General features: G+C 59.2%; 9 protein-coding genes and 4 tRNA genes. 4 read left to right on the forward strand and 9 right to left on the reverse strand.

Annotated features, from left to right (window positions below; translation table 11 throughout):
• Positions 1-149: 149 nt before the first annotated feature.
• Together KSS91_RS22325 and KSS91_RS22330 are read right to left on the reverse strand one after the other, a co-directional pair.
• Complete coding sequence (locus KSS91_RS22325) at positions 150-6,587, reverse strand: DUF5801 repeats-in-toxin domain-containing protein (protein ID WP_225923711.1); 6,438 nt, start codon at positions 6,585-6,587, stop codon at positions 150-152.
• Positions 6,588-6,856: 269 nt separating this feature from the next.
• Positions 6,857-6,933 (reverse strand) — tRNA-Arg (locus KSS91_RS22330).
• A gap of 290 nt (positions 6,934-7,223) precedes the next feature.
• Here KSS91_RS22330 and KSS91_RS22335 point away from each other — a divergent pair.
• The 3 genes from KSS91_RS22335 (at position 7,224) to KSS91_RS22345 (ending at position 8,385) form a co-directional block, all read left to right on the forward strand.
• On the forward strand, positions 7,224-7,445 hold the full coding sequence (locus KSS91_RS22335) for a hypothetical protein (RefSeq protein ID WP_126047121.1): 222 nt from the start codon (positions 7,224-7,226) through the stop codon (positions 7,443-7,445).
• 21 nt (positions 7,446-7,466) lie between these two features.
• Positions 7,467-7,646 (forward strand): PA3371 family protein, encoded by a 180-nt coding sequence (locus tag KSS91_RS22340; RefSeq protein WP_217836148.1) that lies wholly within the window; start codon positions 7,467-7,469, stop codon positions 7,644-7,646.
• Between the two features lie 412 nt (positions 7,647-8,058).
• Positions 8,059-8,385, forward strand: a complete 327-nt coding sequence (locus KSS91_RS22345; protein ID WP_003178899.1) for an Arc family DNA-binding protein — start codon at positions 8,059-8,061, stop codon at positions 8,383-8,385.
• Positions 8,386-8,764: 379 nt separating this feature from the next.
• Here the strand turns inward: KSS91_RS22345 and mgtE are convergent, their stop codons facing one another.
• The gene (gene mgtE, locus KSS91_RS22350; protein WP_007971042.1) at positions 8,765-10,207 is read right to left on the reverse strand and encodes a magnesium transporter; all 1,443 of its coding nucleotides are present in this window, start codon (positions 10,205-10,207) and stop codon (positions 8,765-8,767) included.
• Between the two features lie 321 nt (positions 10,208-10,528).
• On the opposite strand from mgtE, the gene KSS91_RS22355 reads away from it, so the two are divergent.
• Positions 10,529-11,047, forward strand: a complete 519-nt coding sequence (locus KSS91_RS22355; protein WP_217838462.1) for a cell envelope protein SmpA — start codon at positions 10,529-10,531, stop codon at positions 11,045-11,047.
• Between the two features lie 19 nt (positions 11,048-11,066).
• Here KSS91_RS22355 and KSS91_RS22360 read toward each other — a convergent pair.
• The 6 genes from KSS91_RS22360 to alaS form a co-directional block, all read right to left on the reverse strand.
• Positions 11,067-11,143 (reverse strand) — tRNA-Arg (locus KSS91_RS22360).
• 72 nt (positions 11,144-11,215) lie between these two features.
• Positions 11,216-11,292 (reverse strand) — tRNA-Arg (locus tag KSS91_RS22365).
• Between the two features lie 107 nt (positions 11,293-11,399).
• Positions 11,400-11,490: transfer RNA gene (locus tag KSS91_RS22370), tRNA-Ser, on the reverse strand.
• A 62-nt stretch (positions 11,491-11,552) separates the two neighbouring features.
• The gene (csrA, locus tag KSS91_RS22375; protein ID WP_002554426.1) at positions 11,553-11,741 is read right to left on the reverse strand and encodes a carbon storage regulator CsrA; all 189 of its coding nucleotides are present in this window, start codon (positions 11,739-11,741) and stop codon (positions 11,553-11,555) included.
• A 188-nt stretch (positions 11,742-11,929) separates the two neighbouring features.
• Positions 11,930-13,171 (reverse strand): aspartate kinase, encoded by a 1,242-nt coding sequence (locus KSS91_RS22380; protein WP_007971040.1) that lies wholly within the window; start codon positions 13,169-13,171, stop codon positions 11,930-11,932.
• A gap of 91 nt (positions 13,172-13,262) precedes the next feature.
• Positions 13,263-15,884, reverse strand: coding sequence for an alanine--tRNA ligase (gene alaS / locus KSS91_RS22385; RefSeq protein ID WP_095963655.1), 2,622 nt, complete (start codon positions 15,882-15,884; stop codon positions 13,263-13,265).
• Positions 15,885-15,902: the final 18 nt, after the last annotated feature.

Raw genomic sequence — 15,902 nt, forward strand, 5'->3', positions numbered from 1 at the left:
ACCTGCACCGACCCTCCGCGCTCTTCAAGCCTTGTGCTGCCCGGCAGTTCGCAGCGCATGGGATCATGGGGATTTCGCATCAGAACAGCAAAAAGAATGCGAGGGTGGTTTCCTGCGCCACCCTCGCATCCGTTCATGCGCGCAAAGCCTCAGGCGCTGCCAAAAAAGATGTCGGTACTCTGAACATCGACCCCGACCAAGGTGATGGTCGTTGTTTGTCCGCCCGTCTCGGCAACCGTCACGACGCTGTCTGCGCCGGTGTTGTTGATCGATTGAACAACAGCGTTCGGGTCACCGTTGAGTACCAGTTTGTCTTGCACGCCCGAGCCCACATCGAAGCCGCTGACCTGGTACAGGTTCTCATTGACTGACAGGTCGATGTTGAACGCATCCTGCTGACCGATGGTGCCAACCAGCGAGAAGTCAAAGGTAGCGTTGGCCGGGTCGTTGGCGAACAGGTTGGCGGCAAACGTACTCGTCGCCGAGTCCCCATCCTTGTCCGTCAGCGTCGCGCTGAACGCCAGCTGGACATCGCTGGCCAGACTCTCGCTCTGCTGAATGAACTGGATCACCGGGATCTTGACATCGCCCCGCCCCATCGTCAGCTGGACAGCGTCGATCAGTGTCGTACCCTCCATCTGGACGAGGAAGGACACCTGCCCGCCAGCCTCCGGCGTCAGGGTGTTCACCTCGACGAGGCTCGAGTTCGTGCCATCGGCGTAGTAGATCCTGTAGTACAGGTCCTCGGTCGCCGTGTTGTAGCCCGCCACGGAGTTGTCGATAAAGACCTTCATTCCCGCCAGCAGGCTCTCTGGATTGATGACGAAACTTTCATCGGCGGCGCTGATTGCCGCCAGGTTATCTCCCTGGAAAACGTTGTTGCCGACGCCGATGCCGGACGTGCTGACGTTCATCGCCGCCGGGTCTATGTACGACGGCAGGGGGTTGGTCTGTAGCGTGGCTTCGGTAGGGTCGGGTGCTCCGAGCCCGATGCCGGTCAGGATGTCCGCGGTCGACGCAAGCGCCTTCGCGGAAAAGAACACGATCTCCTCGGATGTCGAAGGAATAGCCGGGTTACTCGTCTCAGGAATCAACAATGTGCGCACCGAGTCCGGGCCGCCGGCATCGAGCGAGCCGTCGGCACTGCTGAGCACGATCGTCGAACTGAAGCCCTGCACCAGATCCAGTGCATAGCGACCATCGGCATAGGCGGTCAACGTGTAGTCGACGGTGGTATTGGCCGTTGCAACGTTGTTGTCGAAATCACCGGTCAAGGTACCCGCGAACTGGTACGCGCCATTGACATCCGGTGACTGCGCCAGCTCGGTGAGCGTGCCGGTCCCGGTCGTGGTCGTGTTGTCTGGCCTGACGAGGGTGAACTGGTTATTGACCAACGAGATATCCAGACCGGCCGCACCCAGCCCGTCGGCTCCAGTCGCCATATTCCAGAACCCGGATTGCGCCAGGACGCTACCGGTCCCGATCAGATTGCCGAAACTGAGTGCCGGCCCGTCGTCCTTGAACACCAGGTTCTGCCCGATGTTCAGCGTCGCCTGGGCGCTGTCGCCGTCCCCGTCGGTCTTGATCGCCGTCAGCGTCACCAGGTTGTCCGAGGTCAGCGTCCTCGAGTCATCCGGATTGTTTGGATCGGAATGCACCACGGCGCGGAGCTGGTCAAGCGTGACGCTGCCGTTGGCGGCGACACTGACGGTGAACACCAGCAGGTTGCTCGTGGCCGTGCGGCCTTCGACCACAGTGCCATTGAGCGACAGGTTCACCGTCTGGCCCGAGGCCGTGTCCGTCAGCCCGGAGGCTCCCGTCACCACGCCCAGCGCATAAGTCAGCGTCCCGGCACCATCGGCGCCAAACGCCGAGTTGAAGTTGGCGGCATAGCTCTGGGTGGCGTCGGTCCCCAGTAGCGTCTCGTCCAACGTCAGCGTTGGCTCCGCGCCGGTGGTGCTGATGCTCGGTCCGTCGTCCTTGAACACCAGGTTCTGCCCGATGTTGAGGGTCGCCTGGGCGCTATCACCATCCCCGTCGGTCTTGGTCGCGGTCAGCGTCACCAGGTTGTCCGAGGTCAGGCTCGTCGAATCATCGGGATTGGTTGGATCGGGATGTACCACGGCGCGGAGCTGGTCGAGCGTGACGCTGCCATCGGCGGCGACACTGACGGTGAACACCAACTGGTTGCTGAGGGCCGTACGCCCTTCGATTACAGTGCCATTGAGCGACAGGTTCACCGCCTGGCCCGAAGCGGTGTCCGTCAACCCGGAGGCTCCCGCCACCACGCCCAGTGCATAAGTCAGCGTCCCGGCACCATCGGCGCCAAACGCCGAGTTGAAGTTGGCGGCATAGCTCTGGGTCGCGTCGGTCCCCAGTAGCGTCTCGTCCACTATCAGCGTCGGCTCCGTGCCGGTGGTGCTGATGCTGGGCCCGTCGTCCTTGAACACCAGGTTCTGCCCGATGTTGAGGGTCGCCTGGGCGCTGTCGCCATCCCCGTCGGTCTTGGTCGCGGTCAGCGTCACCAGGTTGTCCGAGGTCAGGCTCGTCGAATCATCCGGATTGCTTGGGTCGGAATGCACCACGGCGCGCAGTTGGTCAAGCGTGACGCTGCCATCGGCGGCGACACTGACGGTGAACACCAACTGGTTGCCCGTGGCCGTGCGGCCTTCCACTACGGTGCCGTTGAGTGACAGGTTGACCGCCTCGCCCGAGGCCGTGTCCGTCAGCCCGGAGGCTCCGGCCACCACGCCCAGCGCATAGGTCAGGGTGCCCGCCCCATCGGCGCCAAACGCCGAGTTGAAGTTGGCGGCGAAGCTCTGGGTGGCGTCGGTCGTCAGTAGCGTCTCGTCCACTCTCAGTGTTGGCTCCGCGCCGGTGGTGCTGATGCTGGGTCCGTCGTCCTTGAACACCAGGTTCTGCCCGATGTTGAAGGTCGCCTGGGCGCTGTCGCCATCCCCGTCGGTCTTGGTCGCGGTCAGCGTTACCAGGTTGTCCGAGATCAGGCTCGTTGAATCATCCGGATTGGTTGGGTCGGGATGCACCACGGCGCGCAGCTGGTCGAGCGTGACGCTGCCATCGGCGGCGACACTGACCGTGAACACCAGCAGATTGCTGAGGGCCGTACGCCCTTCGACCACAGTGCCATTGAGCGACAGGTTCACCGCCTGGCCCGAAGCGGTGTCCGTCAGCCCGGAAGCCCCCGCCACCACGCCCAGTGCATAAGTCAGCGTACCCGCACCATCGGCGCCAAACGCCGAGTTGAAGTTGGCGGCATAGCTCTGAGTGGCGTCGGTCGCCAGTAGCGTCTCGTCCACTGTCAGCGTTGGCTCCACACCAGTGGTGCTGATGCTCGGTCCATCGTCCTTGAATACCAGGTTCTGCCCGATGTTGAGGGTCGCCTGGGCACTGTCGCCATCCCCGTCGGTCTTGGTCGCGGTCAGCGTCACCAGGCTGTCCGAAGTCAGGCTCGTCGAATCATCCGGATTGCTTGGGTCGGAATGCACCACGGCGCGCAGTTGGTCGAGCGTGACGCTGCCATTGGCGGCGACACTGACGGTGAACACCAGTTGGTTGCTGAGGGCCGTACGCCCTTCGACCACAGTGCCATTAAGCGACAGGTTCACCACCTGGCCCGAAGCGGTGTCCGTCAACCCGGAGGCTCCCGCCACCACGCCCAACGCATAGGTCAGGGTGCCGGCACCATCGGCGCCAAACGCCGAGTTGAAGTTGGCGGCATAGCTCTGGGTGGCGTCGGTCGCCAGCACCGTCTCGTCCACTGTCAGCGTTGGCTCCGCGCCGGTGGTGCTGATGCTCGGCCCGTCGTCCTTGAACACCAGGTTCTGCCCGATGTTGAGGGTCGCCTGGGCGCTATCGCCATCCCCGTCGGTCTTGGTCGCAGTCAGCGTTACCAGGCTGTCCGAGGTCAGGCTCGTTGAATCATCGGGATTGGTTGGGTCGGGATGTACCACGGCGCGGAGCTGGTCGAGCGTGACGCTGCCATTGGCGGCGATACTGACGGTGAACACCAGCAGGTTGCCCGTGGCCGTGCGACCTTCCACTACGGTGCCGTTGAGTGACAGGTTGACCGCCTCGCCCGAGGCCGTGTCCGTCAGCCCGGAGGCTCCGGCCACCACGCCCAGCGCATAGGTCAGGGTGCCCGCCCCATCGGCGCCAAACGCCGAGTTGAAGTTGGCGGCGAAGCTCTGGGTGGCGTCGGTCGCCAGCAGCGTCTCGTCCACTGTCAGCGTTGGCTCCGTGCCGGTGGTGCTGATGCTAGGTCCGTCGTCCTTGAACACCAGGTTCTGCCCGATATTGAGGGTCGCCTGGGCACTGTCGCCATCCCCGTCGGTCTTGGTCGCGGTCAGCGTCACCAGGCTGTCCGAGGTCAGGCTCGTCGAATCATCGGGATTGCTTGGGTCGGAATGCACCACGGCGCGCAGTTGGTCGAGCGTGACGCTGCCATTGGCGGCGACACTGACGGTGAACACCAGTAGGTTGCCCGTGGCCGTGCGGCCTTCCACTACGGTGCCGTTGAGTGACAGGTTCACCGCCTGGCCCGAAGCGGTGTCCGTCAGCCCGGAAGCCCCCGCCACCACGCCCAGCGCATAGGTCAGGGTGCCGGCACCATCAGCGCCAAACGCCGAGTTGAAGTTGGCGGCGAAGCTCTGGGTGGCGTCAGTCGCCAGTAGCGTCTCGTCCACTGTTAGCGTCGGTTCCGTACCAGTAGTGCTGATGCTCGGTCCATCGTCGTCGAAGATGATCTTGGAACCGATTTCGGCTTTCGAAATAGAGGCCTGGACCAGCGTGAAAGCACCGATATCAAAATCGGCGTGCTCATTGCCCTTGGCATTGACGGCCGCCCCGTTCTCGACGAGCACGCGGTTGTGGTCCGACGTCGTGGTGTATTCAATCTGGTAGCCGGCTTTAACGCCGGTGATTGTTGCAACCCCTGCTGCAAAGCTGATGGAGATGGCCGGATCATTCACCGAGCCGTTTGAATTCTCGATCACCTGCCCGGTACTGTTGAAGACGCGAACATTGGTGATGGCAATCGACGTATCACCCACATATCCATTGATGAAATTCGTGCCGGATTCAGCAGCGGTGCTGAATGCGCTGACCCTTACCACGGCACTCTTGCCGCTTTGCAACTGCACAATGTCGAAACTGGCCGACTTCGCATTGAAGACATCGGTAAAGTCGACGTTGGCTTCAAGATCGGCTTCGTTCTGGTCCAGGTTGGGAATGGTCACACTCTGCCTGGCACCCGTGACGAACGAAAAGCGGATGCCCTCTTGCTCCACAATCATCTGATTGTTGGTGCCGAAGGTGGTCGGCCCCCCCGCCTGGCTGGTATTGATCGTGTCGCCAGTCGTTATATTGAAACCGCTTGACTGGTCTGCCGGATTCTTGCCGGTGGCGATGATGGTGGGATCGGTGATCCGCAACACACCACCGACATCGACAACGTTCGGGTTCGCCTTGGTGAACATCAGAAAGAGGTTCTGACCGGAGGGCGCATTGGCCAGGCTGAATTCCAGATCCTGGCTGGCCCCGATGAAAACCTTATCCGTCAGATTGAGCGAATCATCGGCATTCGTCATGACGGGATGTTTGAGTGGCTGGTACTCCACAGTCCAGATCTTGCCGCCCGTGACCGGCGATCCGGTTTCTTCAATGTAGGCAGCGAACACGATCGCGCCGGTTGCGCTTCCGGCGCGGCCCACGACGATGTTGTTGTTCGTATCCGTATAGAGAAGGATGCTGGTGCCATCGAGGGTATCCAGTCCGCTGTCCACGCCATTGAGCGGTGCACCGGAACTGCCGACGAAGCTGATATCGGTAATGGTTGCTCCGGGGTCAGCGGTGATGGTGAATGCATTGCTGCCCGTGTTGCCCGTGGCACCGGTATAGCCACTCAAGGCCGCGCCCGTGGCAGTACCTGCCCCCAGTGCGGCTAAACGGGTAGTGAAGGTCGAAGGCAGGGACGCCACCAGAATGTCGTTGTCGTCAGCGTCCCCCGCAGGGGTTGGCGTGGCAGTGGCGTTCTGCAACCCGGCCGTTTCATCCAGTGTCACGTCCTCGCCAGTCGCCACAACGCCCAAAACGCTGTCCGTAAACGAAGTTGTCGCCACCGCGTCGTCACCGGTGCCGACGACTCCATCGACGCCTGCAGAGGCCGCGGTGAGCAGAAACGTCGCGCCTGCCGAGTCGTCGGGATTCACGTACCAGGAGGTGGTGACGCTGCCGTTTACCTGGCCGTCGAGATCGCCGGCACCGCCGTCGGTCACGGACCAGGGCTCATGACCCGCGCCGGTGTTGGTGTCGAGCACATCGTCGGACGTGCCCCACACGCCATCCGCGCCAGCACCGACGGCGTGCTCCACTTCGAGCGTCACAGTACTGCCGGCAGCGAAACCGCTGGCTGTAATGATGGCAGTGCTGCCCGGTGCGTAGTCTTTAAGGTTGGTGGTGACGGTCGGTATGTAGGTAAAAGTCCAGTCGTGGTTGACGGGTGAAGGATGGTCACCGGCGTTACTGGCCAGGTCATTCGTTGGCGATGAGGTTTTCTTGCGCATAGCCATGACTTTCTCCTGAGCGGGGGTCCAGTCATCGAAGGTCGACCTTGGACCATTTTCTGATCTATAGGTCCAACTATGAACAAGCACTGCAGGCCGCACATCGGCGGAAACTCCCAGACGGAATGGGAGATTCAGACTACGTGGGAGAGGAGGACGGAAAGTCGCGAAGACAGGGTTGATGGCTTCGATAAATCCAGGGCACCTGAATCTGTCGAATTTTATCTACAAGTCGTGAAAAGGAAGCGTTGAAACAGGCGGGGAGCTGCAGAATATGGTGTCCCAGGGCAGGTTCGAACTGCCAACCTTCCCCTTAGGAGGGGGATGCTCTATCCAATTGAGCTACTGAGACACAAGTCGGCCGCGAAGAAACGCGGTGCGATGGACGGCGTGCATGTTAACGGCCGGGCTAGCTTTTGTCATGTCGTCCGTGGGCTTTTTAAGTGTAGGCAGACGCCTCGGCCGGGCGCGGACTTGTTTACCGTGCAAATTGCATCACTGCAAAAAGCTATCATTGCAAAATGCAATATGGAGCTTTACCAAAAATAACTTAATTCATTGTTTTTAAAGAATTTAATTGTCGATAAACTCTGGCATGCGAGCTGCTTCTGCTGTTCTCACAGAACAACCGAGGTCCGCGCCATGAATTGCGCCCTTTTACTCTTGAATGCAATCGCACTGGCAGTTTTATCGGGATTTCATTTTTTTCCCGAGAGCAGCGCTACGCAGGTTGCCCAACGCATGCCGCATTACCTTCAGTTGCAGAAGGCTCCGCAACTGGCAGCGATAAGCGACCAGCACGGCTTTGTCAGCCAGGAAAACATCACGGCGCCGAACCCGCCTGCTGAACGTTTGGTATTTTGAATCCCCCACCAGGAGCACCGCATGTCCAGATCAGCCGCGAGTTTCTTAATCCTCGCCTTGTTGAGCGGCATTTTTCATCTGTCATTGACCCAGGACATGGTCGTCACCCTCCCCCTGATCGCCTGTGGTGTATTCACCGCTCTGTTCGTGCTCGCATTGATTGTCGGACGCAAGATCAAGTTTGATCCGGTATTGCGTTGACCCTGGCTTGGCAGATTCAGCGCAAGGCCCTGCCATCCATCCTGAATTCAGCCCCTCAATACGACCTCTCCTAGTAAATCGGCCATTTGCCACTATTCTGTAAGGGTAGGGAACAGGGATCGAGTCCGCTTTATCCTCCCGTCAGAGACCTTTCGTCGGTCGGAGAAAACGCAAAGCGAAACGGCCCGGTCAAACTTTTCAAACCAGTGCGCATTTCTGATAATTGGTGCTGGCAGAACGCCTTTATCCAGTTCAATATTTGTCACAGAATTGACGCCAAGGATCTGGCTGGTTTGAGGCATGATGCGCGCCTCTATCAATTCAGGTTGAACATTTGGTCAGAGAGCTTGTCCTATCAGACATCCTGCGGCCAATCCCGAAAACCGCTCCCCTGAACTAACCGGTTAAATATATGCGCCCATTGAAACAGGCAATTTATTCCAGCCGTACGGCTGACAAGTTCGTCGTACGTCTGCCAGACGGAATGCGTGAACGCATTGCCGAGGTGGCTCGCAATCATCATCGCAGCATGAACTCCGAAATCATTGCGCGCCTTGAGCAGAGTCTCATTCAGGAAGGCGCACTGGGAGAAGAGTTGAGCATGCGCCTGGACAGCCCGGAGCTTTCCTTGCACGAACGGGAGCTGTTGCAGCGCTTCCGCCAACTCTCCCATCGACAGCAGAACGCCCTGGTGTCACTGATCGCTCATGACGCTGAAATGGCCGCCGACGCGTCCTGATTCAGCCAGAAAGCTCAAGCCAGCCTGATCGCTGGCTTTTTTTTTGGTTATTTCACTGGCTTGAGCATGAGCACGACCCCTTGTGCTGGCGATGGTCGTTAACATTAACGTGGGTGAACTGGATAAACGCGGCGCACTGGAGTCCATCGCCAGCAGGCTGGCTCCTACAGTTTCAGCGTGGGCATGGCCCCCGGTGGGAGCTGGCTTGCCAGCGATGGTCGTTAACGATAACGCGGGTGAAACGGATAAACGCGGCGCACTTAAGTCCATCGCCAGCAGGCTGGCTCCTACAGTTTCCCGGGAATGCGTGAAGAACCTTTTTGCCTGAAACCCGGGCACAAAAAACCCGCCAGAAGGCGGGTTTTCAGTGAGCTGGGCATCAGAGCAGGAAAATTGTCGCCAACCCGAGGAAGATGAAAAAGCCTCCGCTGTCGGTCATGGCCGTAATCATCACACTGGCACCCATCGCTGGATCGCGGCCCATCTTCGCCAAGGTCATCGGAATCAAGACCCCCATCAATGCCGCCAGCAACAGGTTGAGCGTCATCGCGGCGGTCATCACCACCCCGAGCGACCAGCTGCCATACAGCAGATAGGCGACCACACCGATCACCCCGCCCCATATCACACCGTTGATCAAGGCGACTGCCAACTCCTTGCGCATCAGGCGCGAGGTATTGCCGGTGCTCACCTGGTCCAGCGCCATGGCCCGAACAATCATGGTGATGGTCTGGTTGCCCGAGTTACCACCGATGCCCGCCACGATCGGCATCAACGCCGCCAGCGCCACGAGCTTCTCGATCGACCCCTCGAACAAACCGATGACCCGGGAAGCCACGAACGCGGTAATCAGGTTGATCGCCAGCCAGGCCCAGCGGTTACGCAGGGATTTCCAGACCGACGCAAAAATGTCTTCCTCTTCACGCAGACCCGCCATGTTGAGAACTTCGCTTTCGCTCTCTTCACGGATCAGGTCGACCATTTCATCGATGGTCAGACGACCGATCAGCTTGCCGTTCTTGTCGACCACGGGCGCGGAGATCAAGTCGTAACGCTCGAACGCCTGGGCGGCATCGTAGGCGTCTTCGTCCGGGTGAAAACTCACCGGATCGCTGGCCATCACCTCCGAAACCTGTTTGTCCGGATCGTTGACCAGCAAACGCTTGATCGGCAACACGCCCTTGAGGACGCCGTCGTAATCGACCACGAACAGCTTGTCGGTGTGGCCCGGCAGCTCTTTCAGACGACGCAGATAACGCAGGACTACTTCAAGGCTGACATCCTCGCGGATAGTCACCATCTCGAAGTCCATCAGCGCACCGACCTGCTCCTCGTCGTAGGACAGTGCCGAACGCACGCGTTCGCGTTGTTGCTGGTCGAGGGTCTCCATGAGCTCATGGACGACGTCTCGCGGCAGCTCGGAGGCCAGGTCAGCGAGTTCGTCGGCATCCATGTCCTTGGCGGCTGCCAGGAGCTCGTGATCGTCCATGTCGGCGATCAGCGATTCACGGACCGAATCGGATACTTCAAGCAGGATGTCGCCGTCGCGATCGGCCTTGACCAATTGCCAGAGCGTAAGACGATCGTCCAGCGGCAAGGCTTCAAGGATGTAGGCGACGTCGGCGGAGTGCAGGTCATCGAGCTTGCGTTGCAACTCGACGAGGTTCTGCCGGTGGACCAGGTTCTCGACCCGGTCATGATGCGGGCCTTCCTGACGGTGAGTCAGGTCTTCAACCACTCGCTGGCGCTGCAGCAACTCAACCACCTGAGCCAGGCGATCCTGCAAGCTTTCCTGCGTTTTCTTTACTTCAACTTCGGACATAGGCGAACTCCACTCCCAGCAGCGGGGCACGCCGGAAGGATCAATCAGTCAATTCATGATTGGTGAAACGGGGTACTGAGTAACTACTGGGTAAGTCCATGGAGGTATTCCACAAGCCCCGGCGGGGCTGACGGGCGCAATGATACACCGCCTGACGGTTTTAAACGTTAAAAAATCTTGGCTGAAACAAGCGCTTGCACAACAAACCTGAGCATCGTCCTGACCAGTGAAAGTGCGACGACGTATTCTGAAAAGAAAACACACGCCGCTTCGAAAATTGTAGCCGCTACCCTTGAAAAGGAACGTCATGGAGGACGCCTGATGCCATCATCTTCGCAATTCTTCTTACTGCTCAGCCTGCTCAGCCCCCTGCCCTTGGCGCTCGCCACCAGCGTTCACCGCTGCGAGGCGGCCAACGGGCGCATCACCTTCACCACACTGAGTTGTGCCGCAGGAGAAAGCGTTTCGCTTCAGGATATCCGTACGTTTACACCCGGCAGCACGATGGCGCTTATGCCGCCAGCCGAGCCCCGTGAAACATCAGGAATGAAAATCCAAAGGAAAGAGCCGACCGTGGTCGGTCAGGCGCAGGACAAGTGCGGAAACCTGATCAGTGCCCGGGAGCGCCGGGAGGCAATCATCCATCAACGAGTGATCGCCGGCATGACCCAACAAGACGTCGAAAGCGCCCTCGGCAAGCCGGACAGGATCAGTATTCGCAATTCAGCCACGAGCTACCGCTACGACACCCTGCGAGGTCGTAGCGCAAACGTAGAGTTCGATGAGAAGGGATGCACGAAAGGAAAAGCCAAATCCCGGACGGCAAAAAGCCCGCATTAAATGCGGGCTTTCTGTTGTATGGTGCACTCGACAGGATTCGAACCTGTGACCGCTCGGTTCGTAGCCGAGTACTCTATCCAGCTGAGCTACGAGTGCAATTTGTGTTTTTAGACCAGATCACAACTGGTTGAAGCCAAGTCATTCACATTACTGCAGATGACTCTTAAATGGTGCACTCGACAGGATTCGAACCTGTGACCGCTCGGTTCGTAGCCGAGTACTCTATCCAGCTGAGCTACGAGTGCATTTGTTGCCGCGCATTATAGGCCGTCTAATCTCTATGTCAAACACTTTTTCTAGTAATTTCAACAACTTACCGAAAAAGCCAGATTACAACGTACTAAGCAAATAATGGCGGAGAACGGGGGATTCGAACCCCCGACACCCTTTTGAGGTGTACTCCCTTAGCAGGGGAGCGCCTTCGGCCACTCGGCCAGCTCTCCGCAACACGGGGCGTATATTAACCAGCTTCTTCCCCGTTTGCAAACATAAAAAACGATAAAAATTAATGGCTTGGTTCTTCGTCCTTCTCTTTCTTGATACGCAGGTAAATTTCTTCCCGGTGAACAGCTACCTCTTTGGGGGCATTAACACCGATGCGCACTTGATTTCCTTTGACGCCGAGTACGGTCACGGTGATTTCGCCATCACCGATAATCAGGCTTTCTGCACACCGACGAGTCAGAATCAGCATACCTTTCTCCTCACGCATTTCATTTCAGGGACAACAGTCTGCAAAAAAAAGGCACTCGACCCACAACCGGAGCGGTCGCAGCCCTACATGCCTGAGTATTGACTAGCGCGAGCAAAAGAACAGGCTCGGGGGTCACGCCATTCAAAAAAACAAAAGGCGCGGTCAGACCGCGCCTTTTGGCAAACGCATCACTCGCCCTGGCGGGCCGGTGCGTCCAGTTCGAAAGCCGTGTGCAGAGCGCGCACAGCCAGCTCCAGGTACTTCTCTTCGATCACTACGGAGACTTTGATTTCCGAGGTCGAGATCATCTGGATGTTGATGCTTTCCTTGGCCAGGGATTCGAACATGCGGCTGGCCACGCCTGCGTGAGAACGCATGCCGACGCCGACGATCGAGACCTTGGCGATCTTGGTGTCGCCCACGACTTCACGGGCACCCAGCTCGCCAGCGGTTTTTTCCAGCACGGCTTGCGCCGCCTGGTAGTCGTTACGGTGCACGGTGAAGGTGAAGTCGGTGGTGTTATCGTGCGCGACGTTCTGCACGATCATGTCGACTTCGATGTTCGCGGCACTTATCGGGCCGAGAATCTTGAAGGCAACGCCCGGGATGTCTGGCACGCCACGGATGGTCAGCTTGGCTTCATCGCGGTTGAAAGCGATACCGGAAATGATCGGCTGTTCCATGGTTTCCTCTTCATCAATAGTAATGAGGGTGCCCGGACCCTCCTTGAAGCTGTGCAGTACGCGCAGCGGAACGTTGTACTTGCCGGCGAACTCGACCGCGCGGATCTGCAACACCTTGGAACCGAGGCTGGCCATTTCCAGCATCTCTTCGAAGGTGATTTTGTCCAGGCGCTGGGCCACGGACACTACACGCGGGTCGGTGGTGTAGACGCCGTCGACGTCGGTGTAGATCTGGCATTCGTCAGCCTTCAGGGCCGCCGCCAGCGCCACGCCGGTGGTGTCGGAACCGCCACGACCGAGGGTGGTGATGTTGCCGTGCTCGTCGACGCCCTGGAAACCGGCGACAACCACCACACGACCTGCCTTCAGGTCACCGCGAATCTTCTGGTCATCAATCTGCAAGATACGCGCTTTATTGTGCGCGCTATCCGTCAGAATCCGCACCTGGTTGCCGGTGTACGACACCGCCGGCACGCCGCGCTTGATCAGCGCCATGGCCAACAGGGCAATCGTCACCTGCTCACCGGTGGAAACGATCACGTCCAGCTCGCGCGGAACCGGTTGGCCGTCGCCACTGATTTGCTTGGCCAGATCGATCAGACGGTTGGTTTCGCCGCTCATTGCAGACAGCACAACCACCAGGTCATCGCCGGCATCGCGGAATTTCTTAACCTTGTCGGCGACCTGCTCGATTCTCTCGACAGTGCCGACCGAGGTGCCTCCAAATTTCTGTACGATCAAAGCCATTTCAAAGCCGCCTCTGCCCATGAAGGGCGCCCAAATAATCACTCAAACAGCGTTGCGGCCCGCCACTAGACTGCGAGCCGCAAACACTGCCTTATAGACCCTGCTCAACAAACGGAACGGTCAGCGCCAGTGCTGCATCCAGTGCGCCAGCGTCGGTACCGCCGCCTTGCGCCATGTCTGGACGACCACCGCCCTTCCCGCCCACTGCCGCAGCGGCTTGCTTCATCAAATCACCGGCTTTGAGTTGGCCAGTCAGGTCTTTGGTTACGCCTGCAACCAGAACGACCTTTTCCTCATGGACACTGCCGAGCAGGATCACTGCGCGGCCGAGTTTGTTTTTCAGTTGATCGACCAGCGCCAGCAGCGCCTTGCCATCCTGACCGTCCAGACGCACGGCCAGCACTTTCACACCCTTGACGTCCTGCGCCTGGGCCGACAGATCGTCGCCCGCGGCACTGGCAGCCTTGGCTTGCAACTGCTCGAGTTGCTTCTCCAGCAGACGGTTGCGCTCCAGCACAGCCGACAGCTTGTCGATCAGGTTATCGCGGCTGCCCTTGACCAGGCTCGCCGCTTCCTTGAGTTGTTCTTCCGCCGCGTTCAAGTAGGCCAGTGCCGCAGCACCTGTGACGGCTTCAATACGACGCACACCCGATGCCACACCGCCTTCGCTGATGATTTTCAGCAGGCCGATGTCGCCGGTACGGTTGGCGTGGATACCGCCGCACAGCTCGACGGAGAAATCGCCCATGCTCAGTACGCGCACGCTATCGCCGTACTTCTCGCCGAACAGCGCCATGGCGCCTTTCTGCTTGGCGGTTTCGATATCGGTTTCTTCGGTTTCAACCTCGGAATTCTTGCGAATCTCGGCGTTGACGATCTCTTCCAGCGCTTTCAGTTGCTCAGGCTTGATCGCTTCAAAGTGGCTGAAGTCAAAGCGCAGGCGCTGACTGTCGACCAACGAACCTTTCTGCTGGACGTGGTCGCCCAGTACCTGGCGCAATGCGGCGTGCAGCAAGTGAGTCGCCGAGTGGTTCAGCGAAGTCGCGTGACGCACTTCGGCGTCGACATGAGTCTCCACCGGAGTACCTACGATCAGGCTGCCCGAGTCCAGCACGCCGTGGTGCAGGAACGCACCACCGGTCTTGGTGGTGTCGCGCACGTCGAAACGCGCAGCACCGGCCTGCAGGAAACCGCAATCACCGATCTGGCCACCGGACTCCGCATAGAACGGTGTCTGATCGAGGACGATCACACCCTCTTCGCCTTCGCTCAGTACGTCAACCGATTGCCCGTCTTTATAGAGAGCAACGATTTTGGCGGAACCGCTGTGAGCGGTGTAACCGGTGAACTCGGTGTCCACATCGACCTTGACCAGGCTGTTGTAGTCCATGCCGAAGGAACTGGCGGAACGGGCACGGACGCGCTGGGCTTCCATTTCACGCTCGAAACCTTCTTCGTCGATGGTCAGGCTGCGCTCGCGAGCGATGTCGCCGGTCAGGTCCATCGGGAAACCGTAGGTGTCGTAGAGTTTGAACACCACGTCGCCCGGCACCACGTCGCCTTTGAGTTCAGCCAGATCCTGCTCGAGGATCTTCAGGCCCTGCTCCAGGGTCTTGGCGAATTGCTCTTCTTCGGCTTTCAGCACGCGCTCGATGTGCGCCTGCTGGGATTTCAGCTCAGGGAAGGCCTCGCCCATCTCGGCGACCAGGGCCGCGACGATCTGGTAGAAGAAGCTGCCCTTGGCGCCCAGTTTGTTGCCGTGACGGCAGGCGCGACGGATGATCCGGCGCAGTACATAGCCGCGGCCTTCGTTGGACGGCAGCACACCGTCGGCGATCAGGAAACCGCAGGAACGGATGTGGTCAGCCACGACTTTCAGCGATGCCTGGGCGTCGTTGGTGCAGCCGATGGCCTTGGCCGAAGCGCTCAGCAGGCTCTGGAACAGGTCGATTTCATAGTTCGAGTGAACGTGCTGCAGCACGGCACTGATCCGTTCCAGGCCCATGCCGGTGTCCACCGACGGCGCAGGCAGCGGATGCAACACGCCATCGGCGGTGCGGTTGAACTGCATGAACACGTTGTTCCAGATTTCGATGTAACGGTCGCCGTCTTCTTCCGGCGAGCCCGGAGGGCCGCCCCAGATGTCGGCGCCGTGATCGTAGAAAATCTCGGTGCAAGGACCGCACGGGCCGGTATCGCCCATGGTCCAGAAGTTGTCGGAAGCGTACGGCGCGCCCTTGTTGTCGCCGATGCGCACCATGCGCTCGGCAGGAACGCCGATTTCCTTGGTCCAGATGTCGTACGCCTCGTCATCGCTGGCGTAGACGGTGACCCAGAGCTTTTCCTTCGGCAGGTTCAGCCACTTGTCGGAAGTCAGGAAGTTCCAGGCGTAGCTGATGGCATCACGCTTGAAATAATCGCCAAAGCTGAAGTTACCCAGCATTTCGAAGAAGGTGTGGTGACGAGCGGTATAACCGACGTTTTCCAGGTCGTTGTGCTTGCCGCCGGCGCGCACGCATTTCTGGCTGCTGACCGCGCGGGTGTACGCGCGTTTTTCCTGGCCCAGGAAGCAGTCCTTGAACTGGTTCATCCCCGCGTTGGTGAACAGCAGGGTTGGGTCGTTGCCCGGAATCAAAGAGCTGGAGGCTACACGGGTGTGGCCTTGCTCTTCGAAGAAGCGAAGGAAGGCTTCACGGATTTCTGCGCTTTTCATTAGGTTCTTCCACGGAGG

The sequence above is a fragment of the Pseudomonas azerbaijanorientalis genome (assembly GCF_019139795.1).
GTDB lineage: Bacteria > Pseudomonadota > Gammaproteobacteria > Pseudomonadales > Pseudomonadaceae > Aquipseudomonas > Aquipseudomonas laurylsulfatiphila.

What these genes read in the sequence shown, in the direction of transcription:
- KSS91_RS22325 (WP_225923711.1), bottom strand. Translation starts at nt 6,587, where the DNA reads ATGGCTATGCGCAAGAAAACCTCATCGCCAACGAATGACCTGGCCAGT.
- KSS91_RS22335 (WP_126047121.1), top strand. Translation starts at nt 7,224, where the DNA reads ATGAATTGCGCCCTTTTACTCTTGAATGCAATCGCACTGGCAGTTTTA.
- KSS91_RS22340 (WP_217836148.1), top strand. Translation starts at nt 7,467, where the DNA reads ATGTCCAGATCAGCCGCGAGTTTCTTAATCCTCGCCTTGTTGAGCGGC.
- KSS91_RS22345 (WP_003178899.1), top strand. Translation starts at nt 8,059, where the DNA reads ATGCGCCCATTGAAACAGGCAATTTATTCCAGCCGTACGGCTGACAAG.
- mgtE (WP_007971042.1), bottom strand. Translation starts at nt 10,207, where the DNA reads ATGTCCGAAGTTGAAGTAAAGAAAACGCAGGAAAGCTTGCAGGATCGC.
- KSS91_RS22355 (WP_217838462.1), top strand. Translation starts at nt 10,529, where the DNA reads ATGCCATCATCTTCGCAATTCTTCTTACTGCTCAGCCTGCTCAGCCCC.
- csrA (WP_002554426.1), bottom strand. Translation starts at nt 11,741, where the DNA reads ATGCTGATTCTGACTCGTCGGTGTGCAGAAAGCCTGATTATCGGTGAT.
- KSS91_RS22380 (WP_007971040.1), bottom strand. Translation starts at nt 13,171, where the DNA reads ATGGCTTTGATCGTACAGAAATTTGGAGGCACCTCGGTCGGCACTGTC.
- alaS (WP_095963655.1), bottom strand. Translation starts at nt 15,884, where the DNA reads ATGAAAAGCGCAGAAATCCGTGAAGCCTTCCTTCGCTTCTTCGAAGAG.